This window comes from Thermoflavifilum thermophilum (assembly GCF_900116565.1).
In the GTDB taxonomy this organism is placed as follows: Bacteria; Bacteroidota; Bacteroidia; order Chitinophagales; family Chitinophagaceae; genus Thermoflavifilum; species Thermoflavifilum thermophilum.
Map to the genome: position 1 here is coordinate 2,038,615 of NZ_FPCJ01000001.1, position 20,897 is coordinate 2,059,511.

15 protein-coding genes are annotated in these 20,897 nt (G+C 45.0%); 13 read left to right on the forward strand and 2 right to left on the reverse strand.

Annotation, left to right across the window (positions count from 1 at the left end; all coding sequences use genetic code 11):
- The first annotated feature begins 101 nt into the window (after positions 1–101).
- From BM367_RS08735 to BM367_RS08750, 4 genes are all read left to right on the forward strand, one after another.
- Positions 102–3,125, forward strand: a complete 3,024-nt coding sequence (locus BM367_RS08735; RefSeq protein ID WP_092459865.1) for a SusC/RagA family TonB-linked outer membrane protein — start codon at positions 102–104, stop codon at positions 3,123–3,125.
- 41 nt (positions 3,126–3,166) lie between these two features.
- Positions 3,167–4,576, forward strand: coding sequence for a RagB/SusD family nutrient uptake outer membrane protein (locus BM367_RS08740; RefSeq protein ID WP_092459867.1), 1,410 nt, complete (start codon positions 3,167–3,169; stop codon positions 4,574–4,576).
- 188 nt (positions 4,577–4,764) lie between these two features.
- Positions 4,765–7,992 (forward strand): SusC/RagA family TonB-linked outer membrane protein, encoded by a 3,228-nt coding sequence (locus BM367_RS08745; protein ID WP_092459869.1) that lies wholly within the window; start codon positions 4,765–4,767, stop codon positions 7,990–7,992.
- Between the two features lie 73 nt (positions 7,993–8,065).
- Positions 8,066–9,502 (forward strand): SusD/RagB family nutrient-binding outer membrane lipoprotein, encoded by a 1,437-nt coding sequence (locus tag BM367_RS08750; RefSeq protein WP_092459870.1) that lies wholly within the window; start codon positions 8,066–8,068, stop codon positions 9,500–9,502.
- A 49-nt stretch (positions 9,503–9,551) separates the two neighbouring features.
- Here the strand turns inward: BM367_RS08750 and BM367_RS08755 are convergent, their stop codons facing one another.
- Positions 9,552–10,514, reverse strand: a complete 963-nt coding sequence (locus BM367_RS08755; protein ID WP_092459872.1) for a hypothetical protein — start codon at positions 10,512–10,514, stop codon at positions 9,552–9,554.
- A gap of 224 nt (positions 10,515–10,738) precedes the next feature.
- Here BM367_RS08755 and BM367_RS08760 point away from each other — a divergent pair, with 224 nt between their 5' ends.
- The 7 genes from BM367_RS08760 (at position 10,739) to BM367_RS08790 (ending at position 16,925) form a co-directional block, all read left to right on the forward strand.
- Positions 10,739–11,968, forward strand: a complete 1,230-nt coding sequence (locus BM367_RS08760; protein WP_092459874.1) for an MFS transporter — start codon at positions 10,739–10,741, stop codon at positions 11,966–11,968.
- Between the two features lie 4 nt (positions 11,969–11,972).
- Entirely contained in the window at positions 11,973–12,506 is a 534-nt protein-coding gene (locus BM367_RS08765; RefSeq protein ID WP_222842605.1) for a 5' nucleotidase, NT5C type, read from the forward strand.
- A gap of 158 nt (positions 12,507–12,664) precedes the next feature.
- On the forward strand, positions 12,665–13,384 hold the full coding sequence (locus BM367_RS08770) for a MotA/TolQ/ExbB proton channel family protein (RefSeq protein WP_177224170.1): 720 nt from the start codon (positions 12,665–12,667) through the stop codon (positions 13,382–13,384).
- Between the two features lie 3 nt (positions 13,385–13,387).
- Complete coding sequence (locus BM367_RS08775) at positions 13,388–13,804, forward strand: ExbD/TolR family protein (protein WP_092459878.1); 417 nt, start codon at positions 13,388–13,390, stop codon at positions 13,802–13,804.
- Between the two features lie 67 nt (positions 13,805–13,871).
- Positions 13,872–15,071: an AIR synthase related protein gene (locus tag BM367_RS08780; RefSeq protein WP_092459880.1), complete on the forward strand. Its 1,200-nt coding sequence runs from the start codon at positions 13,872–13,874 to the stop codon at positions 15,069–15,071.
- Positions 15,072–15,100: 29 nt separating this feature from the next.
- A complete protein-coding gene (locus BM367_RS08785) occupies positions 15,101–15,793 on the forward strand; it encodes a cell division ATP-binding protein FtsE (RefSeq protein ID WP_092459882.1) in 693 nt (230 codons plus the stop codon).
- Between the two features lie 10 nt (positions 15,794–15,803).
- The gene (locus BM367_RS08790; RefSeq protein WP_092459884.1) at positions 15,804–16,925 is read left to right on the forward strand and encodes a glycosyltransferase; all 1,122 of its coding nucleotides are present in this window, start codon (positions 15,804–15,806) and stop codon (positions 16,923–16,925) included.
- Here the strand turns inward: BM367_RS08790 and BM367_RS08795 are convergent.
- The gene (locus BM367_RS08795; RefSeq protein ID WP_092459886.1) at positions 16,846–18,057 is read right to left on the reverse strand and encodes a glycosyltransferase; all 1,212 of its coding nucleotides are present in this window, start codon (positions 18,055–18,057) and stop codon (positions 16,846–16,848) included. The genes BM367_RS08790 and BM367_RS08795 overlap by 80 nt on opposite strands.
- Before the next feature lie 225 nt (positions 18,058–18,282).
- Here BM367_RS08795 and rpsO point away from each other — a divergent pair, with 225 nt between their 5' ends.
- On the forward strand, positions 18,283–18,558 hold the full coding sequence (gene rpsO / locus BM367_RS08800) for a 30S ribosomal protein S15 (protein ID WP_092459888.1): 276 nt from the start codon (positions 18,283–18,285) through the stop codon (positions 18,556–18,558).
- Positions 18,559–18,651: 93 nt separating this feature from the next.
- A complete protein-coding gene (locus BM367_RS08805; RefSeq protein ID WP_092459890.1) occupies positions 18,652–20,886 on the forward strand; it encodes a polyribonucleotide nucleotidyltransferase in 2,235 nt (744 codons plus the stop codon).
- Positions 20,887–20,897 lie beyond the last annotated feature (11 nt).

Here is a 20,897-nt window from a genome sequence, read left to right on the forward strand (position 1 = left end):
TCAATATTAAACGAATTCAAAAATTTAACAAGGGCTTGTATATTGTTACTTTATTGTTAAAATTGCCTTTGCATTTGTTGAGCCTTTAAAAAACTCTGCTTATGAAAAGGAAACTGTTTTACTCACTACTTTTTGTTCTTTGTTTGCCTGTATGGCTTTTTGCCCAGCAGCGACTGCTCACGGGTCGTGTAATTGACCAGGATAAGGGAACGCCTTTACCTGGCGTAACTGTGAGGGTTGAAGGCACCAATATTGGTACACAAACCGGCCTGGATGGTACGTTCCGGCTTGAGGTGCCCGAAAATGCACAGACGCTGGTTTTCAGCTTTGTAGGCTACAATACCCAACAGGTCAACATTGCCGGTCGTTCGTCTGTTAACATCAACCTTTCAGCAAGCAATAAGCAGCTCAATGAGGTGGTGGTTGTGGGTTATGGCCAGCAGAACCAGAAAGAGCTGACCGGATCGCTTACGCAGGTTAGCGGTAAACAGGTAGAAAACGTTCCCCTAGCATCTATTGATCAGAACCTCCAGGGAAAAGTACCCGGCATGCAGGTAGTCGCTACCAGCGGGCAACCGGGGGCGGCCGTCAATGTGCGCATACGAGGTATTGGCTCCTTTAATGCCGGTGCAGGTCCGCTTTGGGTTATCGATGGAGTGCCGGTAAATGCGGGCGACCTTTCTCGCAATACACCAACCTCCAACGCATTGGCCGGTTTAAATCCTAATGACATTGAAAGTGTAACCGTATTAAAGGATGCAGCTTCCGCATCTATTTATGGTTCCCGCGCAGCTAATGGTGTGATTCTAATTACTACCAAAAGAGGCAAAGCCGGAAAAACCAATATCCGGTTTGACGGGCAGTATGGCTGGAATACCATCGCTCTGTCCAACACGGCCAAACCACTCAATACGCATGAATTTTTTACGCTTACGAAGGAAGGCTTGATTAATGCCGGGATCGCACCAGATGATGCTACTGCTACTTCTATATTTTTAAGCAACTGGGGAGATACCACAACCAATACCAACTGGCTGGATGTAGTTACTCGCACCGGGCACCAGCAACAGTATAATATTTCAGCCAGTGGCGGAACAGAAAGAACTACCTTTTACCTTTCAGGTGGTTTGTTCAAACAACAGGCTGCTACCATTGGCTCGGATCTTACCCGGTACTCGACAGATTTTAGTTTAAACAACCGAGTCAGCGAAAAAATCAGTTTTGGAATCAATGCCAACATATCGGATGTGGATCAACACACGCCCTATGCCGGAGGTGCATTTCGCAATCCCTTGCTGGCAGCTTATTTCCTTCTCCCCAATGCAAAGGCAACAGATAGCAATGGTATACCGGATACATCTGCAAGCAATTTGATTACCGGTTTATTCAACCCCCTGGCTATTAACGAATTTGACCGGAATAACTTCAATGCTTTGCGTATCCTGAGCAATTTCAGCGGAGATTACAACATCCTGAAAAACCTTAGGTATTCCATGCGGTTTGGGATTGAATATGACAATATTCGGGAAATGCTATACTGGAACCCATTTTACGGAGATGGGAAAAACTATCAGGGATTAGGATCCCAGAACATTACCAATATATTCAACTGGGTATGGACCAACACGCTAAACTATCGTTATTATTTTCAGCCAAACACCTATTTCAATATTCTGGTTGGTTATGAATCCCAGTTAAACCAGTTTAAGGTTACCGACTTGGAAAACCGGATCTTTCCATACAATCTGAATTTATATGTGCTTGCCGTAGGTGCCAAGCCTACAACAGCCAGCAACAATGGTGCTGATTTTGCGATAGCTTCTGCTTTTTCCAGGGCTGAATTCAACTATCAAAACCGGTATGTGCTATCAGGTTCCTTCCGGCGCGATGGTTCTTCCCGGTTTGGTGCCAATAAACGATTTGGGGATTTTTATTCTGTAGGCTTTTCCTGGAATGCAGATCAGGAGAAATTTTTCCAGCAAGGCAGTTTGTCTTCCCTGATCAGCACATTAAAATTCAGAATCTCCTACGGGGAAAACGGAAATGCAGACTTCGGGAACTATGTATGGCGTGAATTATATGCCTTTAATTCAAATTTTTCCTACAATCAGGTGGGAGGTGGTGCACCCAACACCCCCGGCAATCCCAATTTAACCTGGGAAAAAAACAAACCTTTTGATGTGGGTTTGAATCTGGGTTTATGGTCAAACCGTTTAAATATTGATTTTGACTGGTACAACCGGAAAACTACAGGTCTCTTGTTTAATGTACCCGTTTCCTATACAAGTGGATTTGGTTCCTATCCGGATAATATCGGTTCACTGCAGAACAGAGGTATAGAATTGTCTGTAGACGCCCAGCCTGTACGCTCAGCATTCACATGGGATATCGGATTCAATCTGTCGCTCAACAAGAATAAAATTCTGACATTGCCCAATCATCAGGGATTTGTGAACGGAAGTTTTTATGAAAAAGAAGGATATGATATCCAAACCTGGTATGTAAGAAAATATGCAGGCGTAGATCCGCAAACCGGCAATGCCCGCTGGTATTATGATCCCAATCAATATAAAGATTCTTTGACTACCACTTATTCAAAGGCACAACGTATTTTGTTTGGAAGTGCTTCACCCAAAGGATTTGGAAGTGTGTTCACTACTTTATCTTACAAGGGAATTAAATTGTATGCACAATTCTATTACCAGTGGGGAAATTATGTACGGGATGTGTGGGCACGCTATACCCAGGGCGATGGCTTTGGCGCATTTTACAACAAAACCAAAAAAGAACTTCAACGTTGGCAGAAACCCGGTGATATTACCGATGTGCCGAAATATGTGTACAACAATCCTACTAGTTCCTATGAATTTTCTACGCGGTTTTTGTATAAGGGAGATTATGTGCGCTTAAGAGAAATACAGCTCAGTTATGATTTTTCACCCAATCTTTTGCAAAAACTTTATGTGCACGCACTGACCATTTATTTGAGGGGTGAAAATTTACTGACCTGGGTGAAAGATAAAAACCTGGTCTACGATCCCGATGCTGCTGGCATCACCGGCCAGCTTAACCTGACAGTGCCCACCATTAAAACGGTTTCTGCCGGTATCAATCTAGGTTTTTAAATTTTTCATGAATTGTTGTATGATTTAAAAATATTCAGGTTATGAAAAAACTTCTTATTCACATAAGCTTGCTCACGGCTGCATTATTGTTTAGCTTGTCCTGCTCAAAGGAGTTTTTGAACAGGGTACCGTATGATTCCTATCCTACAAGTGCTTCGCTCAATACTGCCAATGATCTGCGAACAGCGTTAAACGGAATGTATTCCGGTTTAAAAAGTGTGAACCTGTTTGGCCGTACCTTGCCCATACTAGGCGATTTGCTAGGAGGGAATATTTACATAAGCACCAAAAACTCCGGCCGCTACATTCCATATCAGAATTTGACCTACACCGTAGCAGATGGTGATGCATCAGGTATTTGGATTGATGCTTACAATGTAATTCTGCGTGCCAATAATATCATCAATGCCAATGTACCCTCTTCGCCGGTAGTGGATGATATAAAGGGGCAAGCAAAGGCTGTCAGAGCATTATTGTATTTTGAACTCATCACCCATTTTGCCTCTCCCTACATGGTAAATGCTTCAGGAGCCGGTGTGCCACTGATTACCAAATACGATTTGTTTTTGAAACCAGCCCGTGATAAAATCAGCGATGTATATAATCAGATCATCAGTGATCTTACTGATGGTTATAATACGATGAACAGCCTCAATAGCAATTCATCGTATATGAACAAATGGGCAGCACGTGCACTTCAGGCCAAAGTGTATTTGTATATGGGTGATTATGCCAATGCATTGGCAGCCGCACTGGATGTGGTTACCAACAGTGGATTCAAAATGGTTACCAATTCTGCTTATCTTGGCTACTGGGCCAATCCCAACCCCAGGAGTGATAAGCTGGAAACACTTTTTGAGGTTAGTTTTGATCAGGTATACAACCTGGCTACCAATTCACTGGCCTTCTTTTATGATCAGACAGGTTATGGAGACGCCTTATGTTCGCCTGAATTGTATGCTTTATATACTTCTACTGATATAAGAAAGCAACTCATTATCAAAGGTAGTCCCGTAAGAGGCGCTAATGCATTGGTGGTAAATAAATACCCAAACAAGACAAATAATAATGATGATGACACAAAAGTTATTCGTTTTACAGATGTGATGTTAATACTTGCTGAAGCTTATGCCCGTACAGGAAATGATGTGAATGCACTTTTCTGGCTGAATAAAGTAGCAACAGACCGGGATCCTTCTTTTACTGGATATACGGATACGGGCGCAGCCCTGATTAATGATATTCTTACGGAGCGGCAAAAGGAAATGGCTTTTGAGGGGGATTATTACTATACCAATTATTATCGTTTAAACCTGGATATTACAAACCGAGGAGCTGGGTTCCCAGCATCCGCAAGAGTATTTTTGGCCAGCAACCCACGCCGCATTTTACCTATCCCTCAGGGTGAAATAGATAATAATCCCAATATAACACAAAATCCGGGATACTAATAGTTTTTTATCCAGGCTTATTTCATATTCATTTGGATTATTTTTCATATGAGAGGGGCGTAAGCCCCTCTTTTATTATTTACTGGTTATCAATAACTTAATTTAGATATGTTATCATTGGTAAAATTTTTTTTGATTTTTCCGTTAAATGTTTTTTAAATTGCAGCGTCAACCAAAATCCAACTGCTATGAAGAAAGTCTTACTCTTTCTCACGGCGCTGCTTTTCAGCACTGTGTGGGCCTTCGGGCAACAACGTACCATCACCGGAAAGGTGATCAGTCAGGATGGAAATCCCATTCCATTTGCAACTGTACAGATTAAAGGCACTACTTCAGGAACTACAACCAATCAAAACGGAAGTTTTACTATTGAAGCGCCTGCGGATGCTGTACTTCATATTTCATCCATCGGATACGAGGCTCAGGATGTACAGGTAGGAGCGCAAAACCAGCTTGTAATCAGATTGCTTCCTACAGCTCAGAATCTGAAGGAAATTGTGGTCACAGCATTGGGAATTGAAAGAAATAAAAATGAACTACCTTATGCAGCCCAGCAGGTAAGCGGTGACCAGGTAACCAACACCCGTAGTGATAATTTCCTGAGCGCGCTATCCGGAAAAGTAGCGGGGCTCCAGATCAAAACCAACAATAATCTGGGCGGATCTACAGATATTGTATTAAGAGGATATAAGTCCATTACCGGCAACAACCAGGCCCTGATTGTGATTGATGGTGTACCTGTAGATAATTCAAATTTTAATTCCAATAGACAACGAAACGGATTTGCTGGATATGATTATGGAAATACAGGTACGGATATCAATCCGGATGATATCGCTTCCATTAACGTGTTGAAAGGTGCTGCAGCTACTGCATTATATGGATCGCGCGCTGCTAACGGCGTGATTCTGATTACCACTAAGAAAGGTAAAAAAGGGTTGGGCGTCACTTTTAATATAGGTGGAGCTACCGGTAGTATGGATAAAAGCACCTGGCCTAAATATCAGCATCAATATGGTGCCGGATATTTCGATCCGGATTATTATACTTATTCTGATGCACCACCTTCTCCTGATCCGCATTTTCTGTATGAAAAGGTGAACGGACAATATGCGCTGGTAGTTCCCACTACAGAAGATGCCTCCTTTGGTGCCAAATTTGATCCCAGTCTTCTGGTTTATCAGTGGGATGCATTTGATCCATCTTCACCTAATTATGGCAAGCCTACGCCGTGGGTGGCTGCCAAAAATGATCCGACCACCTTTTTCGAAACTCCATACAGCTACAACACCAGTGTTTTTGTGCAGGGAGGTGATGACCGCCAAACATTCAAATTGGGTTATACCCGTACGGGAGATAAAGGGATATTGCCCAACAGTCATCTGACAAAAGATATGGTAGATTTTTCGAGTACCTACAATATTACTCCCAAATTAAAAGCTACAGCCAGTATCAATTATACCAAAGAAAATGCAATTGGCCGTTACGGAAGTGGTTATGATGCGTATAATCCGGCTACCAATTTCCGGGAATGGTGGGAAATGAATGTCGATATTAAGGAACAAAAGGCGGCTTATTTCCGTACATTAAAAAATATAACCTGGAATATGACAGATCCGGTGGGAGGCAATATCGGCCCTATTTACTGGGATAATCAATATTTTGTAAGATATCAGAATTATGAAACGGATAACAGAAACAGATACTTCGGATATCTTATGCTGAATTATGATCCTACCAGTTGGTTGTCTTTGATGGGGCGGGTATCTTTGGATCAATATGCTGGTTTACAGGAAGAAAGAGGCAATGTGGGTAGTGTAAACGTACCCTATTATAGCCGGTATAACAACAATTTCAAGGAATTTAACTATGATTTTCTGGCTAATTTCAATAAGGATATTACAAGTAGTTTGAACTTCAAAGCCTTGTTGGGTGGTAACTTGCGTCGTACATATTTTAATTCAATCTATGCCTCAACCAATGGTGGGCTGGTAATTCCGGGTTTATATGCGTTATCCAATTCTCTTAATCCTATCAATGCTCCTAGTGAAACGGCTGAACAAATTGAAGTGGGGGGTGTTTTTGGAGGAATTACCTTGACATACAAAAACTTCCTGATCCTGGATGCTACTGCACGTCAGGACCAGTCGTCCACCTTGCCGGCAAATAAGAATAAATATTTTTATCCATCCATTTCAGGAGGTTTTATTTTCTCGCAGTTGCTTAAAAATGTTACCTGGCTGAGTTTTGGTAAACTTCGTCTGAATTATGCTGAAGTGGGCAATGATGCTCCCTGGGCATTTATTTCGGATGTATATGACAAACCAACTCCTTATGGCAGTGTTGCACTTTTTTCTGTTCCCAACAGGAAAAACAATGCAGAGCTCAAGCCTGAACGAACAAAGAGTTATGAAGGTGGTATTAATTTAGGCTTTATCAATAATCGTATTGGTGTGGATGTTACTTATTTTAAAACTAATACCATCAATCAGATCATTAATATTTCCATACCAGCAGAAACCGGATACACGTCTAAAGTCATCAATGCAGGTAATGTTGAAAACAAAGGTTGGGAGGTAACCCTGAATCTGGTTCCGGTAAGGACTAATGACTTTTCCTGGAATCTGGACCTCAACTGGGCAAGATATCGCAACAAAGTTATCAGCTTGTATAGCGGAGTACAAAACATACAGCTCGGTGCATTCCAGGGTGGAGTGACGTTGAATGCCACTGTAGGTCAGCCCTTTGGTGTGTTGAAAGGGAAAGATTTTGTGTATTTGAATGGCAGGCCGGTAGTAAAGAGCAATGGATACTATCAGATTACATCATCCACTGATAATGTGATCGGAAATATCAATCCAGATTGGACCGGTGGCGTATCCAATACCTTTACTTACAAAAACTTCAGACTCAACTTTTTGATTGATATCAAACAGGGTGGTGATCTGTTCTCTATTGACCAGTGGTATGGACAAGGTACCGGTTTATACATTGAATCCGTTGCACTTAATGCCAATGGGAAATCCATCCGTGATCCGGTTGATCAGGGTGGAGGATATATTTTCCCCGGCGTAACAGCTGATGGCAAGGAAAATACTAAATATGCAGCTATTACAGGCTTACGAGGTTTTGGTTATCTGAACATGCCCAACAAGGCATATATCTACGACGCCAGCTATATTAAACTCAGGGAAGTGAACCTGACGTATTCCTTGCCAGAATCAGTTGTTTCCCATATGCATCCGTTTAAGACCATTGATATTTCGGTGTATGGACATAATCTCTGGATTATTCATAAAAATCTGCCTTATGCAGACCCGGAAGAAGGACCAAGCTCCGGCAATATTCAAGGTTTCCAGGTGGGAAGTTATCCAACCTACCGGATGTATGGATGTAACCTGAAATTTACTTTCTGAGCTGATTCATCAGAACAGTAAAAAAGAAAGGGAGATATATCATATCACAGAACCACATTCAAAAAAAAGCACCATGAAAAAGATATTAATTGTAACCATACTTGCAGCCGGCGTTTTGGGAGCATGTACCAAAAACATGTCGGAATTAAACAATAATCCAAAGGTTCCGGAAAACGTACCCGGAGAAGGATTATTTTCCAATGCCCAGAAGGCCTTCACTGATATCATGACTACGCCCAATGTAAATCAGAATATTTTTGAACTCATCGTACAATTCTGGGCAGAAACCACTTATCCTCAGGAAAGTCAGTATGACTTGGGAGAGAGAAATATTCCGCAAAACTGGTGGACCATATTGTATCGGGATGTGATTAAAGACTATGATCAATCAAAAGTTTTAATTCGTCAGGAACTGGCTACGGGTACCAGTGAACAAAAGGTAAAAGCCAATAAGCTGGCTATTGCAGAAATTTGTGAAGTTTATGCTTTCTCTGTAGTATTGAATACGTTTGGCAATATTCCATATACGGAAGCATTGGATCCGAATAACACCACGCCAAAATTTGATGATGCCAAAACTGTTTACTATGCATTGCTTGACAGCCTGGATGCAGCAATAGCTCAACTGGATCCCAATTATGAAAGCTTTGGTGATAATGATCTGGTTTATGGAGGTGATGTATCCAAGTGGATTAAATTTGCAAATTCATTGAAGCTCGATCTGGGTCTGCTGATCGCAGATTCCGACCCCACCAAGGCCAAATCAGTTGTGGAAGCTGCTGCTCCCAATGTATTTCAGTCGAATGCTGACAACGCCGTGTTTCAGTATTTAACTTCGCCTCCCAATGTGAATCCTATCTGGACCAATCTGGTGCAAAGCAATCGGAATGACTTCGTGCCGGCTAAAACTCTTGTGGATACTATGAATTTCCTGAATGATCCCCGTCGCCCATTCTATTTTACTCTCGACCCAAACGGGCAATACTCAGGTGGAATACCTGGAAACGGAAATACCTACGCCAATTTCTCCCATACTTCCGATATGACCAAAGCTCCGGATTTTCCGAGTTTATGGCTTGACTATGCACAAGTAGAATTTGATTTGGCTGAAGCAGCGGAACGCGGTTTTAATGTCGGTGGTACAGCCCAGCAACATTACAACAATGCGATAACTGCATCTATTAAATATTGGGGAGGAAGTGATGCTGATGTGGCCGCCTATCTTGCCCAACCATCTGTGAACTATCTCACGGCTCCGGGTGACTGGAAGCATAAGATTGGCATTCAATCATGGATTGCTTTTTATCTGAGAGGATGGCAAGCCTGGACCCAGTGGCGTAAACTTGATTATCCAGCTTTGAAAAAAGCAAATAATGCATTAACAGATATTCCTGTGCGTTATACTTATCCAATCAACGAGCAAACATTGAACAAAACCAACTATGATGCTGCCTCTCAGGCCATTGGCGGAGATGCTGTCACAACCAAGCTCTTCTGGGATAAATACTGATAAAACAAAAACTTTCACTCCATGCCGGACTCTCCGTAGTCCGGCTTTTTTATTTTCCTATATCAAAATCAAAAAACCGGATTGTGAAATGTACAATTTCCCTTTTGTGAAATGCAATATCCCAGTTGCCTTGATAATCAATCCAGGTGGGTATTAACATGCCCTGATAAGAACCAAGATCCACATGGATGTTGACATTGAAATCAAATACAAGCGTTTTGTATGAAAGGGCATAATGCCGGGAAATAATGCTGTAGTCTGATTTGCGGAACCAGGTAACCAAGGTATCAATCACAACCTGATCAGCAAACTGGGGTTTAGCAATAGCCTGAAAGACATAACACGGCTCATCATCCACCACATCACTGTGAATGGCAAAATCATACATTGGTGATACATCGGGTTCAAAGATTCCTACTTTGTGACCGACAAAAGGAATGCCCGGAATAGGCTGACCCGGATTGAAGATGAGTTGCTTGAGTTCTTCGATATGTTTTTGTATCTGATGATTGGGGTCTTTCATTTCCGGCTTGCCGCCATGCACCAGATTATCTTCACCACAAACAGGCCCGGGATCGAGGAAAACATGTGCAAACATTTCGGCTGTATAATAATTGTAGGTTTTTTTGTTTTTGTTTTTATAAAAATTACCGGTTGTGTTTTCCTGCAACACTTGTAATGATCTGCAACCATTATGTACTATTTGATGTGTGAGACTGCTATAACCAGCCACCATTTTACCCTGCTTGTTGTATATCCACATGTGGTTATCAGCCGTAAACCCGATGATGCGCAGTGTTTTAAAAGCCTTGTAAAAGGTGGTATCATCTTTCACCCGTTGGATAAATGCCGGTACATCAAACCCACTTCTGCTTGCAATGATGGTTACAGAATCAAGTTGAATATGTCTTGCAATTTCAGCAACAGCACTGCTATCCCGCTGTGCATAAAGCTGCGGGCAGATCCATAATGAAGCGATCCATATAAAACAAAAACGATACTGAATACGCATGCCCAAATTTAGGCAGAAGCCATTTGATCAGGCTGTTAATATTTTTTCAAATACAAAAGAATTGTGGCTGTTTTCAACCCGTTTGCTGTACAAAGAAATGGCTGCATTTCTAATGGTGAGTAACTTGCCAAAAAATGTCATATCGTTGACGGGCATAAATCAATCCGGCAAGTTGCTGAATCCTAAATTTGTGCCTGCATCTGTCCATATACCGATATAACATCATGCAGCAACCTGTTGAAATAACCGATCCATTGCAAAACGTTACGGCTGTTCAGTCTATATCACCGCGTTTGCGGTGGTTGATGGCTGTGGGTTGTGGAGCATCTGTGGCTAATATTTATTATTGTCAGCCTTTATTAGGTGCATTCAGCCGTTATTTCCACGTGTCTGAAGCTACGGCCGGTAATATCAACATATTCACCCAGATCGGATATGGATTGGGCATGTTGTTCATTTTGCCGCTGGGTGATAAAATTTCCAGGCGCAGGCTCATTCTGGCTTTGTTTCTGTTATCTGCTTTGGTGTTGGGAATTACGGGCCTCGTTACTCGTGTATGGATGCTCGATGTATGCAGTGTGGGCATTGGATTATTGAGTGTGTCCTGCCATGTATTGATTCCTTATGGGGCACATCTTTCATCTGATACAGAACGTGGCAAAACCATCGGAGCTTTGCTGGGTGGGCTGCTGGTGGGTATTTTGGTATCGCGAACATTGAGCGGGTGGATTGGGCAATATCTGGGCTGGCGATGGGTATATGAAACGGCAGCTTTGGGGATGCTGGGCATTTGTCTGTTGTTATGGCTGCAGTTACCCGATGAACAGCCTGCATTTCAAGGAAGCTACATTCACCTGTTAAGATCGGTATGGGAGCTTTGGAGGCAGCACAGGGTGGTGCGGCAAAGTGCCTGGATAGGAGCTACTCTGTTTGGAGCCATATCGGCATTCTGGGCTACCATGGCCTTTTTTCTGGAAGCTCCGCCTTATCAGTATCCTTTATCGTGGATAGGCGTGTTTGGCCTGGTGGGAGCAGGAGGGGCTATGGCAGCGCCTTTGGTAGGCAGGATTACCGATCGAAAAAGTCCGTTGCTGACCATTCAGGTGGGTATCTTGCTGGTGATACTTGGATATTTGACCTTGTTTTTTGCCAGCCTGCATATTGCACTGGTGGTCATCGGCGTGATTCTCCTGGATGTGGGTTTGCAGGCTGCCCACGTGTCTAATCAAGCACGCAATTATGCTATATTGCCACACGCCCGTACAAGGCTGAATACCATTTACATGACGGCATTCTTTGGTGGTGGCACACTGGGCTCTGTTGCAGGCAACATCATGTGGAATCATTTCCGGTGGACAGGAGTATGCATGGCCGGGCTGCTAATGGCTATGCTCAGCTGGCTGGCTATTGCATCATTTCACAAACAAAAAAATAACCAACTCATAAGCAGCTGATCACATGAAAAAACTCACTCTGATTGTGGACATGGATGAAGTGATGGCCGATCCAATCACCAAACTCAGAACCTGGTATGCACGGGATTTCAACAAACAATACACGGACGAAGAAATAGCAGGCAAACACCTGGCAGACGTGGTTCCGGCCGGACATGCCAGCATCCTGTATCAGTATTTGAACACACCGGGATTTTTCCGTGATCTTGTTGTGATGCAGGATGCAGTGGAAGTAATGAAATGCCTGAATGAAAAATATGATGTGTATGTGGTCTCGGCTGCCATGGAATTTCCCAACTCGTTGAAAGATAAATATGACTGGCTGCAGGAACATTTTCCTTTTCTGCAATGGCAGCAGATTTGCCTTTGTGGTAGCAAACATATCATAAGTGCCGATATCATGATTGATGATCATAGCCGGAATTTTCATGCAGGCATCCATAGAAAAATCCTGTTTACCAGTCATCACAACATCTATGAACCTGCCGACGAACGGGTCAACAACTGGCAGGAGGTAGCCCGATTGTTGTTGAAATAAATGTGAAAAGCCTGAACAAGAACAAGCATTTCCTTTCCGGATGGCGGCAAAGTTGTTAAGAATTACCTAATTCATGCTTTCGGATACCAGCAAGCGTGTATGATCGTTTTTCATATCGACAAGCATTTACTTATTTTTGAGCATTTAAACAGCAATACATGTCGGGCATTTTGTTGCAAATCCAGTCACAGGCTACAGATTCCCTGCTTCGGATAGCCGATTCCCTGAATCGCCTGGCCAATACGCCACCGGCGCAGCAATCCATTAGTTTGTTTGATTTACTGAAGAAAGGCGGAGTACTCATGATTCCGCTTGGCATTCTTTCCCTGATTGCTATTTTCTTTTTTATTGAACGATATGTGGTGATCCGAAAAGCAGGGCGCATCGAACCTAATTTCATGAATATGATCCGCGATCATATCATGAATGGCAATGTAACGGCTGCTCGCACGCTGGCAAAAAACACGGATAATCCGGCAGCCCGCATGATTGAAAAAGGCATTCAGCGCATTGGCAAGCCCATTGACAATATTGAACGCTCCATGGAAAATGTGGGCAAGCTGGAAATTTACAAGTTGGAAAAAAATATGATAATTCTATCCATGGTAGCAGCTGTTGCCCCGATGTTTGGCTTTCTGGGAACTATTGCTGGTATGATTCAGACGTTTTTCAATATTTCAGTAACGTCTGATATTACATTGGGAACCATTGCTGGTGGTATTTATGTGAAGATGATTACCTCTGCTACGGGATTGATTATTGGCATATTTGCTTACATGGGATACAGTTACCTGAATGCACAGATTGACAAGGTAATCAATAAAATGGAAGCTGCGGCAGCAGAATTTATTGATATTTTGCAGGAACCAACACGTTGAGTCATGGATTTGCGCAAAAGACGACGGGAAGAGGCCAAGGTAGAGAGTTCTGCCCTGAATGATATTTTGTTTATTTTCCTGTTGTTCTTTTTGATTGTATCCACCCTGGCCAATCCCAATGTCATCAAGCTTTCCCTGCCGCGGGCCGAAAGCAATACCAAAGCCAAACAAACAGTGGTAGTGAGCATTGATGCCCAGCAGCGGTATTACGTGGGCACCACACAAGTACCCTTTGATAAGTTAGCTCAGGTATTGGCTCCCAAGTTAGCCGGTGAACAGGTGGATGCCACCATTGTAATCAATGCCGATAAAACCGTTCCGATTGATGATGTGGTGAAGGTGATGGAAATAGCCCGTCAGCTGCATGCCAAAGTGGTATTGGCCACCGCCCATCCGGATGCCGGTGCTGCTCATCCGTGAGTAATTTACAGGCTTACCCTGTCATTTGCGGGCTTCTTGTAGATTTGTGTTTCAATAACCTGTATCAGTGAAAGATTCGCTTTACCAACGCCGCGGCGTATCCGCATCCAAGGAAGAAGTGCATGCTGCTATTGCAAAGCTCGACCAGGGATTGTATCCGCATGCTTTCTGTCGCATATTTCCCGACTATCTGGCTCAGGACCCGGAATGGGTCTGTCTTTCGCATGCCGATGGAGCAGGCACAAAATCGCTGCTGGCCTACCTGTACTGGCGGGAAACAGGCAATATGGAGGTTTGGAAAGCCATTGCTCAGGATGCACTCGTAATGAACCTCGATGATTTGCTTTGTGTAGGAGCCTATACGCGTTTTGTCTATACCTCCACCATTGGCAGAAACAAAAGATGGATTCCCGCCGAAGTATTGAAAGCGCTGATAGAAGGCACTGTAGCGTGCATAGAGCAATTGCAAAAATACGGCGTGGATATTCATTATGTAGGTGGGGAAACAGCTGATGTGGGTGATCTGGTGCGTACTATTGTGGTTGATGGCAATATGACGGTGCGCTGGCCCAAAGCTACATTGGTTACCAATGAACGCATTCAGGAAGGAGATGTGATTATAGGCCTGGCTTCATTTGGTCAAACGATATATGAACAAACCTACAACAGTGGTATCGGCAGTAACGGGCTTACATTGGCTCGCCATGAACTGCTCCACAAAAGCTATTTACACAACTATCCGGAAGCCTGTGATCTGCAACTGGATGCTGAATTACAATATACCGGCCCATACCGGCTGTCAGACAAGGTTTCGGATGGTGCCTATACCTTGGGCGATTGGCTGTTGTCCCCTACACGAACCTATGCACCGTTTCTTAAATCCCTGCAGGAGGAGCATCTGGATTGGATTCACGGATTAATCCATTGCACGGGTGGCGGACAAACCAAGCTGATGCGTTTTTTGCCAGATGGTCTGGCAGCTATTAAAGATCAGTTATTTCCACTTCCTCCACTATTCCGGTTGATCCGACAGGTATCGTCGGCCAGCTGGGAAGAGCTGTTTCAGGTGTTCAACATGGGCCACCGCATGGAAATCATTACTTCCGAAGCACATGCGGAAGAGATCATTCGTTTGGCACAAACCTTTCATATCGAGGCCCTTGTGGCAGGGCGCATTGTAAAAGCGGAAGCAGGGAAACCCAATTTGCAGATTCTCCATCCGGATGCGGGGACCATTGCTTACATGCTATCGGAAAATGGGAATTAGCCGTTATTTTTGTTTCAATACACAGGATTATGGAAGAAGATGTGATTGTTTCATTGCAGCACGCGCAAATCTGCCATGGCAAAGCCGTGATTCTGAGCGATGTCAATATTACCATCCGCAAGGGTGAATTTGTGTATCTGGTGGGCAAAACAGGCACAGGCAAAACCAGCTTACTGAAAACTTTGTATGGCGATTTGCCTCTTTGTGGTGGAGAAGGAATGGTGGCAGGTTTTGACCTGAAAAAATTAACCTGGAAAAATGTGCCCTATCTGCGGCGCAATCTGGGTATCGTATTTCAGGATTTTCAATTGTTAACCGACCGAAATGTGCACGACAATCTTCGTTTTGTGTTAAAAGCCACGGGCTGGAAAGACCAAAAGCTCATGGAAGAAAAAATTCTCGATGTGCTGGATAAGGTGGGATTGAAAACAAAAGGCTACAAGATGCCCTATGAACTTTCGGGTGGCGAGCAGCAAAGGGTGGATATTGCAAGGGCATTGCTGAACTCACCCAAGCTGATTCTTGCCGATGAGCCGACGGGAAATCTGGATCCCGAAACCTCAGATGGCATTATGCAATTGCTGTTTCAGATTTCACGCGACTACCATACCACCGTTATCATGGCCACACACGATTATCTGGTTTTGCAGAAATTTCCCTCCCGTGTGTTGCGTACGGAATTAGGCAGGGTGAGCGATATGGCTGATATCCGGTTATCCTGAACCCATACGTATGCAACCGCTGATCGTGGTTTCAGCAGAGCGATTCTTCAGAGGGGGTACGGTAAAAGTAGTGGGTCTTTGCCTGGAGGAGCTGGCGGCTGCAGCGGGTGGCAGATGTCGAATTCGCGCACTGGTGTATCGGAAAGAGGATTATCCCGTATTGCCGGGTGTGGAATACGTCGATTTCCCGCGCGCCCGTACCGGATGGTGGCGCAGGTTGTATTATGAATACCTGCTTTTTCCCCGCTTGGCCCGCCGCTGGAAACCCGCACTCTGGCTTTCCTTGCAGGATAGTACGCCGCCGGTCTGCAGCCGGTTCCGGGCCGTGTATTTCCATCATCCGCTTCTGCTTGCCCGCATTCCCTGGCGCATGTGGCTGAACCAACCCGCTTTGCTGATGCTGAAATGGCTTTATCAGCTTGTTTATTTGCGCAATATCCAATCCAATGACTGGATTCTTGTCCAGCAACATCAGCTGCGCGAGCAACTGCTCCAACGATATGCCCTGCAGCCCGACCGGGTGTGGGTGATACCGCCGGTGGGGAGACCATCCGGAGGAGGGGAGCTGCAAACACCTACCCAGCCTGATATTTTCCGGTTTTTCTTTCCGGCTTATCCGTATGTGTACAAAAACCACGAGGTGCTGTTTCAAGCTGCCCGGATATTGACAGCGCAGGGTATCCAGCGTTTTGAGATTGTATGTACCTATGCTACCGACGAAAACGCTTATATCCGGAAGTTGAGGAAGAAATATCCAGCTGATTTACCAGTCCGATTTACAGGATATTTACAGGCCGATGCATTGAAGGAACATTACTTGCGTGCCCATGCATTGGTATTTCCTTCTTTGTGTGAAACCTGGGGCTTACCGCTCAGCGAGGCTGCAGTGTTGGGATTGCCCATTCTGGCGGCCGATTTGCCCTATGCAAAAGAAACTTTATCGGGTTACCCGAAAGTAAGTTGGCTGCCACCCCGGGATGCAGATGCCTGGGCAAAAGCCATGAAAGCCTTGATAGAGGGGAATATCAGGTTTATGCCATTTCCTGTAGATGTTAAAGGGCAACCGGCGTTTGAACTAAGCTGGGCTCAGTGGCTTGAGCAATGGCTTCCTCTGGTGCTGGTTGAAAGCTAAATGCGGGCAAGCGATTCGTACCGTAACCGTTAAGCAAATGTTCAAAAAAGGCCAGCCTCATCACTTCTTTTTTTTCCAGGGACACCCGCTGGCGAATGCTTTCCGGCAGACGTTTCAGGCGATTTCTTTCGACAAATGCTTCAATTTTTGAAATCCACGCATTATCCAGATGCTGAAGTCCATAAGGAAGTCGCAGAATATGCGGATCATCGGGTAAATCACAATCTTCATAGGCCAGTATCAGGGGCAGACCTGCTGCGATATATTCCCTTACCTTGAGCGGACAGGCCTGTTGCATGTGTTTGCGATGCAAAGCCAATGTACCAATCCCAATATCCATGCGCTTGTACAGGCTTTTCAACTGTGTATCGCACAGGGCACCGTGTGAGATGATGTTTTGTTGTTTTCCTGCAGGCAAATCGGGACAAACGATATGAAATACGTACTGGGGAAGCTTTTGGGCTAAGCCGATGACCAGATCAATTCCTTGTGAGGGAATGTCGGACGAACCCACAAAAATCAAATGGGCTCTTCCCGACGGCTCGGGCTGCTTCAAGGGTATTCGGTTCAGATCAATGCCATTGCTAATGATGCAGCTGGGCTTACCGTATCTTTTGAATCTGGCTTCAATTTCGGGGGTTACGCACACCAGGCCATCCACAGCGCGAATCAGGCTTTTCCGGCCTGCCCGGTAAATCCACCTGCGCAACAGAGGCGTGAATTTCACCTCTTCGGTATCAATGACATTCACTTCCATGACCGACAGATGGCGGCGCAGCAAACCAGCCAGTCCGGGTAGCCAGATATGCTGGTGATAATAAATCAAATCGGGCTGAAAGCATGTGATTTCCCGGCTGAGTTCCCGCAGAGATACAGCCTGACGGATGTACCGCTCTGTTTTTTTGATCCAGGATAACCGGCTGGAAAGAGGCAAATGAAAGGGCAACGCATTAAACACTTTTACCCCTTCTTGTTCGCTTAAGCCCCGGATCACATATTCGTTGTCGCGGGAAAGAATCCATACTTGCGCCAAATGTCCGGCCCTGCGCCAATAATTCAACCGATCCCGAATTTTGTAAATTTTACCGGTGTCGTGTACATTGTCCAGTGTAACCAGATACAATATGCGCATAAAAAAGATTTACATTACATGGATTGTTGCGGGGTGAAACATAATAGCCAAAGGAAGAGAAGTAGATAGCCTTTCATTGAAAACATACAATAAAGGTAATGGGATGAGCTTGATTTTTTCAGGAAAATTCCATGAAAGATAGAAAAAATACCGCCAATGCGAAACCTATGGATATTAACATAAATTACCCTACCTTTGCAAAGATTTATTTTAAGCGATATTCCCATGTCATCTTACTTTACGAGTGAAAAAAAGGCAGAGCTGATTAAAGAATACGGAGGCCATGAGAAAAATACGGGCGATATATGTGCCCAGATTGCTCTGCTTACCTATCGGATTGATCACATTTCCGAACATTTGAAACAACACAAAAAAGATTTTTCCACCACCCGTGGCCTCATGAAACTGGTAGGGCAGCGCAAGCAGTTGCTGACTTATTTGTCGAGAACCAATCTGGAAGCCTACCGGTCGTTGATTGACAAGCTTGGCTTAAGAAAATAAACCTGGTTTTCATGACTGGCTATTCCCAACCCGTGATGCGTGTTGGGAATAGTTTTTTTATATCCTGAACTGATAAAATAAAAGGAACTAACTATGAGTTTGCAACCGATAACTGTTGAATTTGATCTGGGCGATGGCCGCAAAGTAGAGATTGAAACGGGCAGGTTGGCCCGCCAGGCCGATGGAGCCGTAACGGTGCGCATGGGCGATTGCATCCTGCTGGCTACCGTGGTGGCCAGCAAAGAGACGAAGGAAGGGCAGGACTTTTTCCCGTTGATTGTAGATTACCGTGAAAGTTTTGCCGCCGCAGGCCGTATTCCTGGCTCCTTTTTCAAACGTGAGGGCAAATTGTCTGACTACGAAGTGCTTATCAGCCGGCTAATTGACCGGGCTTTGCGTCCCCTTTTCCCGGACGATTACTTCTGCGATGTGCAGGTGCTGGTTACATTGGTTTCATCAGATGCAGAGGTGATGCCTGATGCGCTGGCTGGTTTGGCAGCATCGGCTGCATTGGCAGTTTCTGACATTCCTATCCAGGAATTGATTTCTGAAGTGCGGGTGGCACGTGTGGATGGGCAGTTTGTCATCAATCCTTCCCGCAGCCAGCTGGCCGCAGCCGATATGGATTTTATGGTAGGCGCTACCGAGAAAAATATTCTGATGGTGGAGGGCGAAAGCAAGGAATGCCTGGAAGAAGACCTGATTCAGGCTATTCAGCTGGCTCATGAAGCCATCAAAATACAAATCGCTGCTCAACGACAGCTCAGGGAGAAAGCCGGTGCAAAACCGAAAAGAGATTATCCCAAACCTCACCGGAACGAGGCACTGAGAGAAAAAATTGTAGAACTGGCCAAAGATCGTATCTCGGCCATTGCTCATACCAATACCACCAAGCAGCAGCGTACAGAAGCATTCAAGCAACTGCAGGAAGAAATTACCCAGGCATTGGGCGAATTGCCTGCAGAAGATCAGCCTTTGATAGGTTATTATTTTCATGAGTTGCAACGAGAAATAGTGCGGAACATGATCCTGGATGAAGGCCGCAGGCTGGATGGGCGCGGACTAAAAGACATCCGTCCGCTGGATATGCAGGTAGATGTATTGCCTTCAACCCACGGTTCCGCCATTTTCACCCGCGGGGAAACCCAATCCCTGACGACGGTTACCTTAGGCACACCTGAAGATGAGTTGTTGATTGAAACTGCAGCTATATCGGACTATAGCAAGTTTATCCTGCATTATAACTTTCCGCCCTTCTCCACGGGTGAGGTGAAGATGATGCGGGCGCCGGGCCGGCGTGAAATCGGACATGGCAATCTCGCCCTTCGTTCCCTGAAACAAATGATGCCCAATGGCGATTATCCTTACACCGTAAGAGTCGTATCCGATATTCTGGAATCAAACGGCTCTTCCTCCATGGCTACGGTTTGCGCAGGTTCCCTGGCGTTGATGGATGCAGGTGTGCCCCTACCGAAGCATGTGGGTGGAATTGCCATGGGACTCATTTCCCGGCCGGAAGACGGTAAATATGCTATCCTTACCGATATCCTGGGCGATGAAGATCATCTGGGCGATATGGATTTCAAGGTTGCCGGCACCCGGGAGGGTATTTGTGGTGTGCAAATGGATATCAAGGTGGATGGATTGAGTATGGACGTGATGCGGGAAGCGCTCGAACAGGCCCGTCAGGCCCGTTTGTTCATTCTGGATGCCATGTATCGGTGCATCCCCCAGCATAGGGAAGAGCCCAAACCCCATGCACCTCGTGTGGTGAAAATGTTTATTGATCGAGAATTTATTGGTGCCGTAATAGGGCCAGGCGGAAAAATCATTCAGGAAATTCAGCGGGAAACCGGAACCACCATCAGCATCGAAGAGGTGGGCGCTACCGGTGAAGTGAGCATCTTCAGCAGCGATAAGCACAGCCTGGAAAAAGCAGTTCAATGGATTAAAGGCATTGTGGCCGTACCCACAGTGGGCGAAACCTACGAAGGAGAAGTAAAAGCTGTGATGCCTTACGGTGCATTCGTAGAATTTTTGCCTGGCAGGCAGGGATTGCTTCATATATCAGAAGTATCGTGGAAGCATCTGGATAGCCTGGAAGGGGTGTTAAAAGAAGGTGACAAAATCAAGGTAAAACTTACGGGTGCCGATCCCAAGACCGGAAAATTCAAGCTTTCCCGCAAAGCTTTGTTGCCCCGGCCAGAAGGCTATCACCAGCCTCCGGTAAATGCCCAAAGCCGGCAGCGCGGACCCCGGCCGCACCCCAGGCAATCGCCCTCTCATCCGCGGCATGGTAGAGGCAATGCAGCCGAGCAGGGAGAGTAAAGGGAAGTTCC

Bases quoted from the DNA above. Each gene is read 5' to 3' on its own strand.
- BM367_RS08785 (WP_092459882.1), top strand. From the start codon at position 15,101: ATGGAAGAAGATGTGATTGTTTCATTGCAGCACGCGCAAATCTGCCAT.
- BM367_RS08755 (WP_092459872.1), bottom strand. From the start codon at position 10,514: ATGCGTATTCAGTATCGTTTTTGTTTTATATGGATCGCTTCATTATGG.
- BM367_RS08740 (WP_092459867.1), top strand. From the start codon at position 3,167: ATGAAAAAACTTCTTATTCACATAAGCTTGCTCACGGCTGCATTATTG.
- BM367_RS08765 (WP_222842605.1), top strand. From the start codon at position 11,973: ATGAAAAAACTCACTCTGATTGTGGACATGGATGAAGTGATGGCCGAT.
- BM367_RS08735 (WP_092459865.1), top strand. From the start codon at position 102: ATGAAAAGGAAACTGTTTTACTCACTACTTTTTGTTCTTTGTTTGCCT.
- BM367_RS08805 (WP_092459890.1), top strand. From the start codon at position 18,652: ATGAGTTTGCAACCGATAACTGTTGAATTTGATCTGGGCGATGGCCGC.
- BM367_RS08790 (WP_092459884.1), top strand. From the start codon at position 15,804: ATGCAACCGCTGATCGTGGTTTCAGCAGAGCGATTCTTCAGAGGGGGT.
- BM367_RS08775 (WP_092459878.1), top strand. From the start codon at position 13,388: ATGGATTTGCGCAAAAGACGACGGGAAGAGGCCAAGGTAGAGAGTTCT.
- BM367_RS08745 (WP_092459869.1), top strand. From the start codon at position 4,765: ATGAAGAAAGTCTTACTCTTTCTCACGGCGCTGCTTTTCAGCACTGTG.
- BM367_RS08760 (WP_092459874.1), top strand. From the start codon at position 10,739: ATGCAGCAACCTGTTGAAATAACCGATCCATTGCAAAACGTTACGGCT.
- BM367_RS08770 (WP_177224170.1), top strand. From the start codon at position 12,665: ATGTCGGGCATTTTGTTGCAAATCCAGTCACAGGCTACAGATTCCCTG.
- BM367_RS08795 (WP_092459886.1), bottom strand. From the start codon at position 18,057: ATGCGCATATTGTATCTGGTTACACTGGACAATGTACACGACACCGGT.
- BM367_RS08750 (WP_092459870.1), top strand. From the start codon at position 8,066: ATGAAAAAGATATTAATTGTAACCATACTTGCAGCCGGCGTTTTGGGA.
- rpsO (WP_092459888.1), top strand. From the start codon at position 18,283: ATGTCATCTTACTTTACGAGTGAAAAAAAGGCAGAGCTGATTAAAGAA.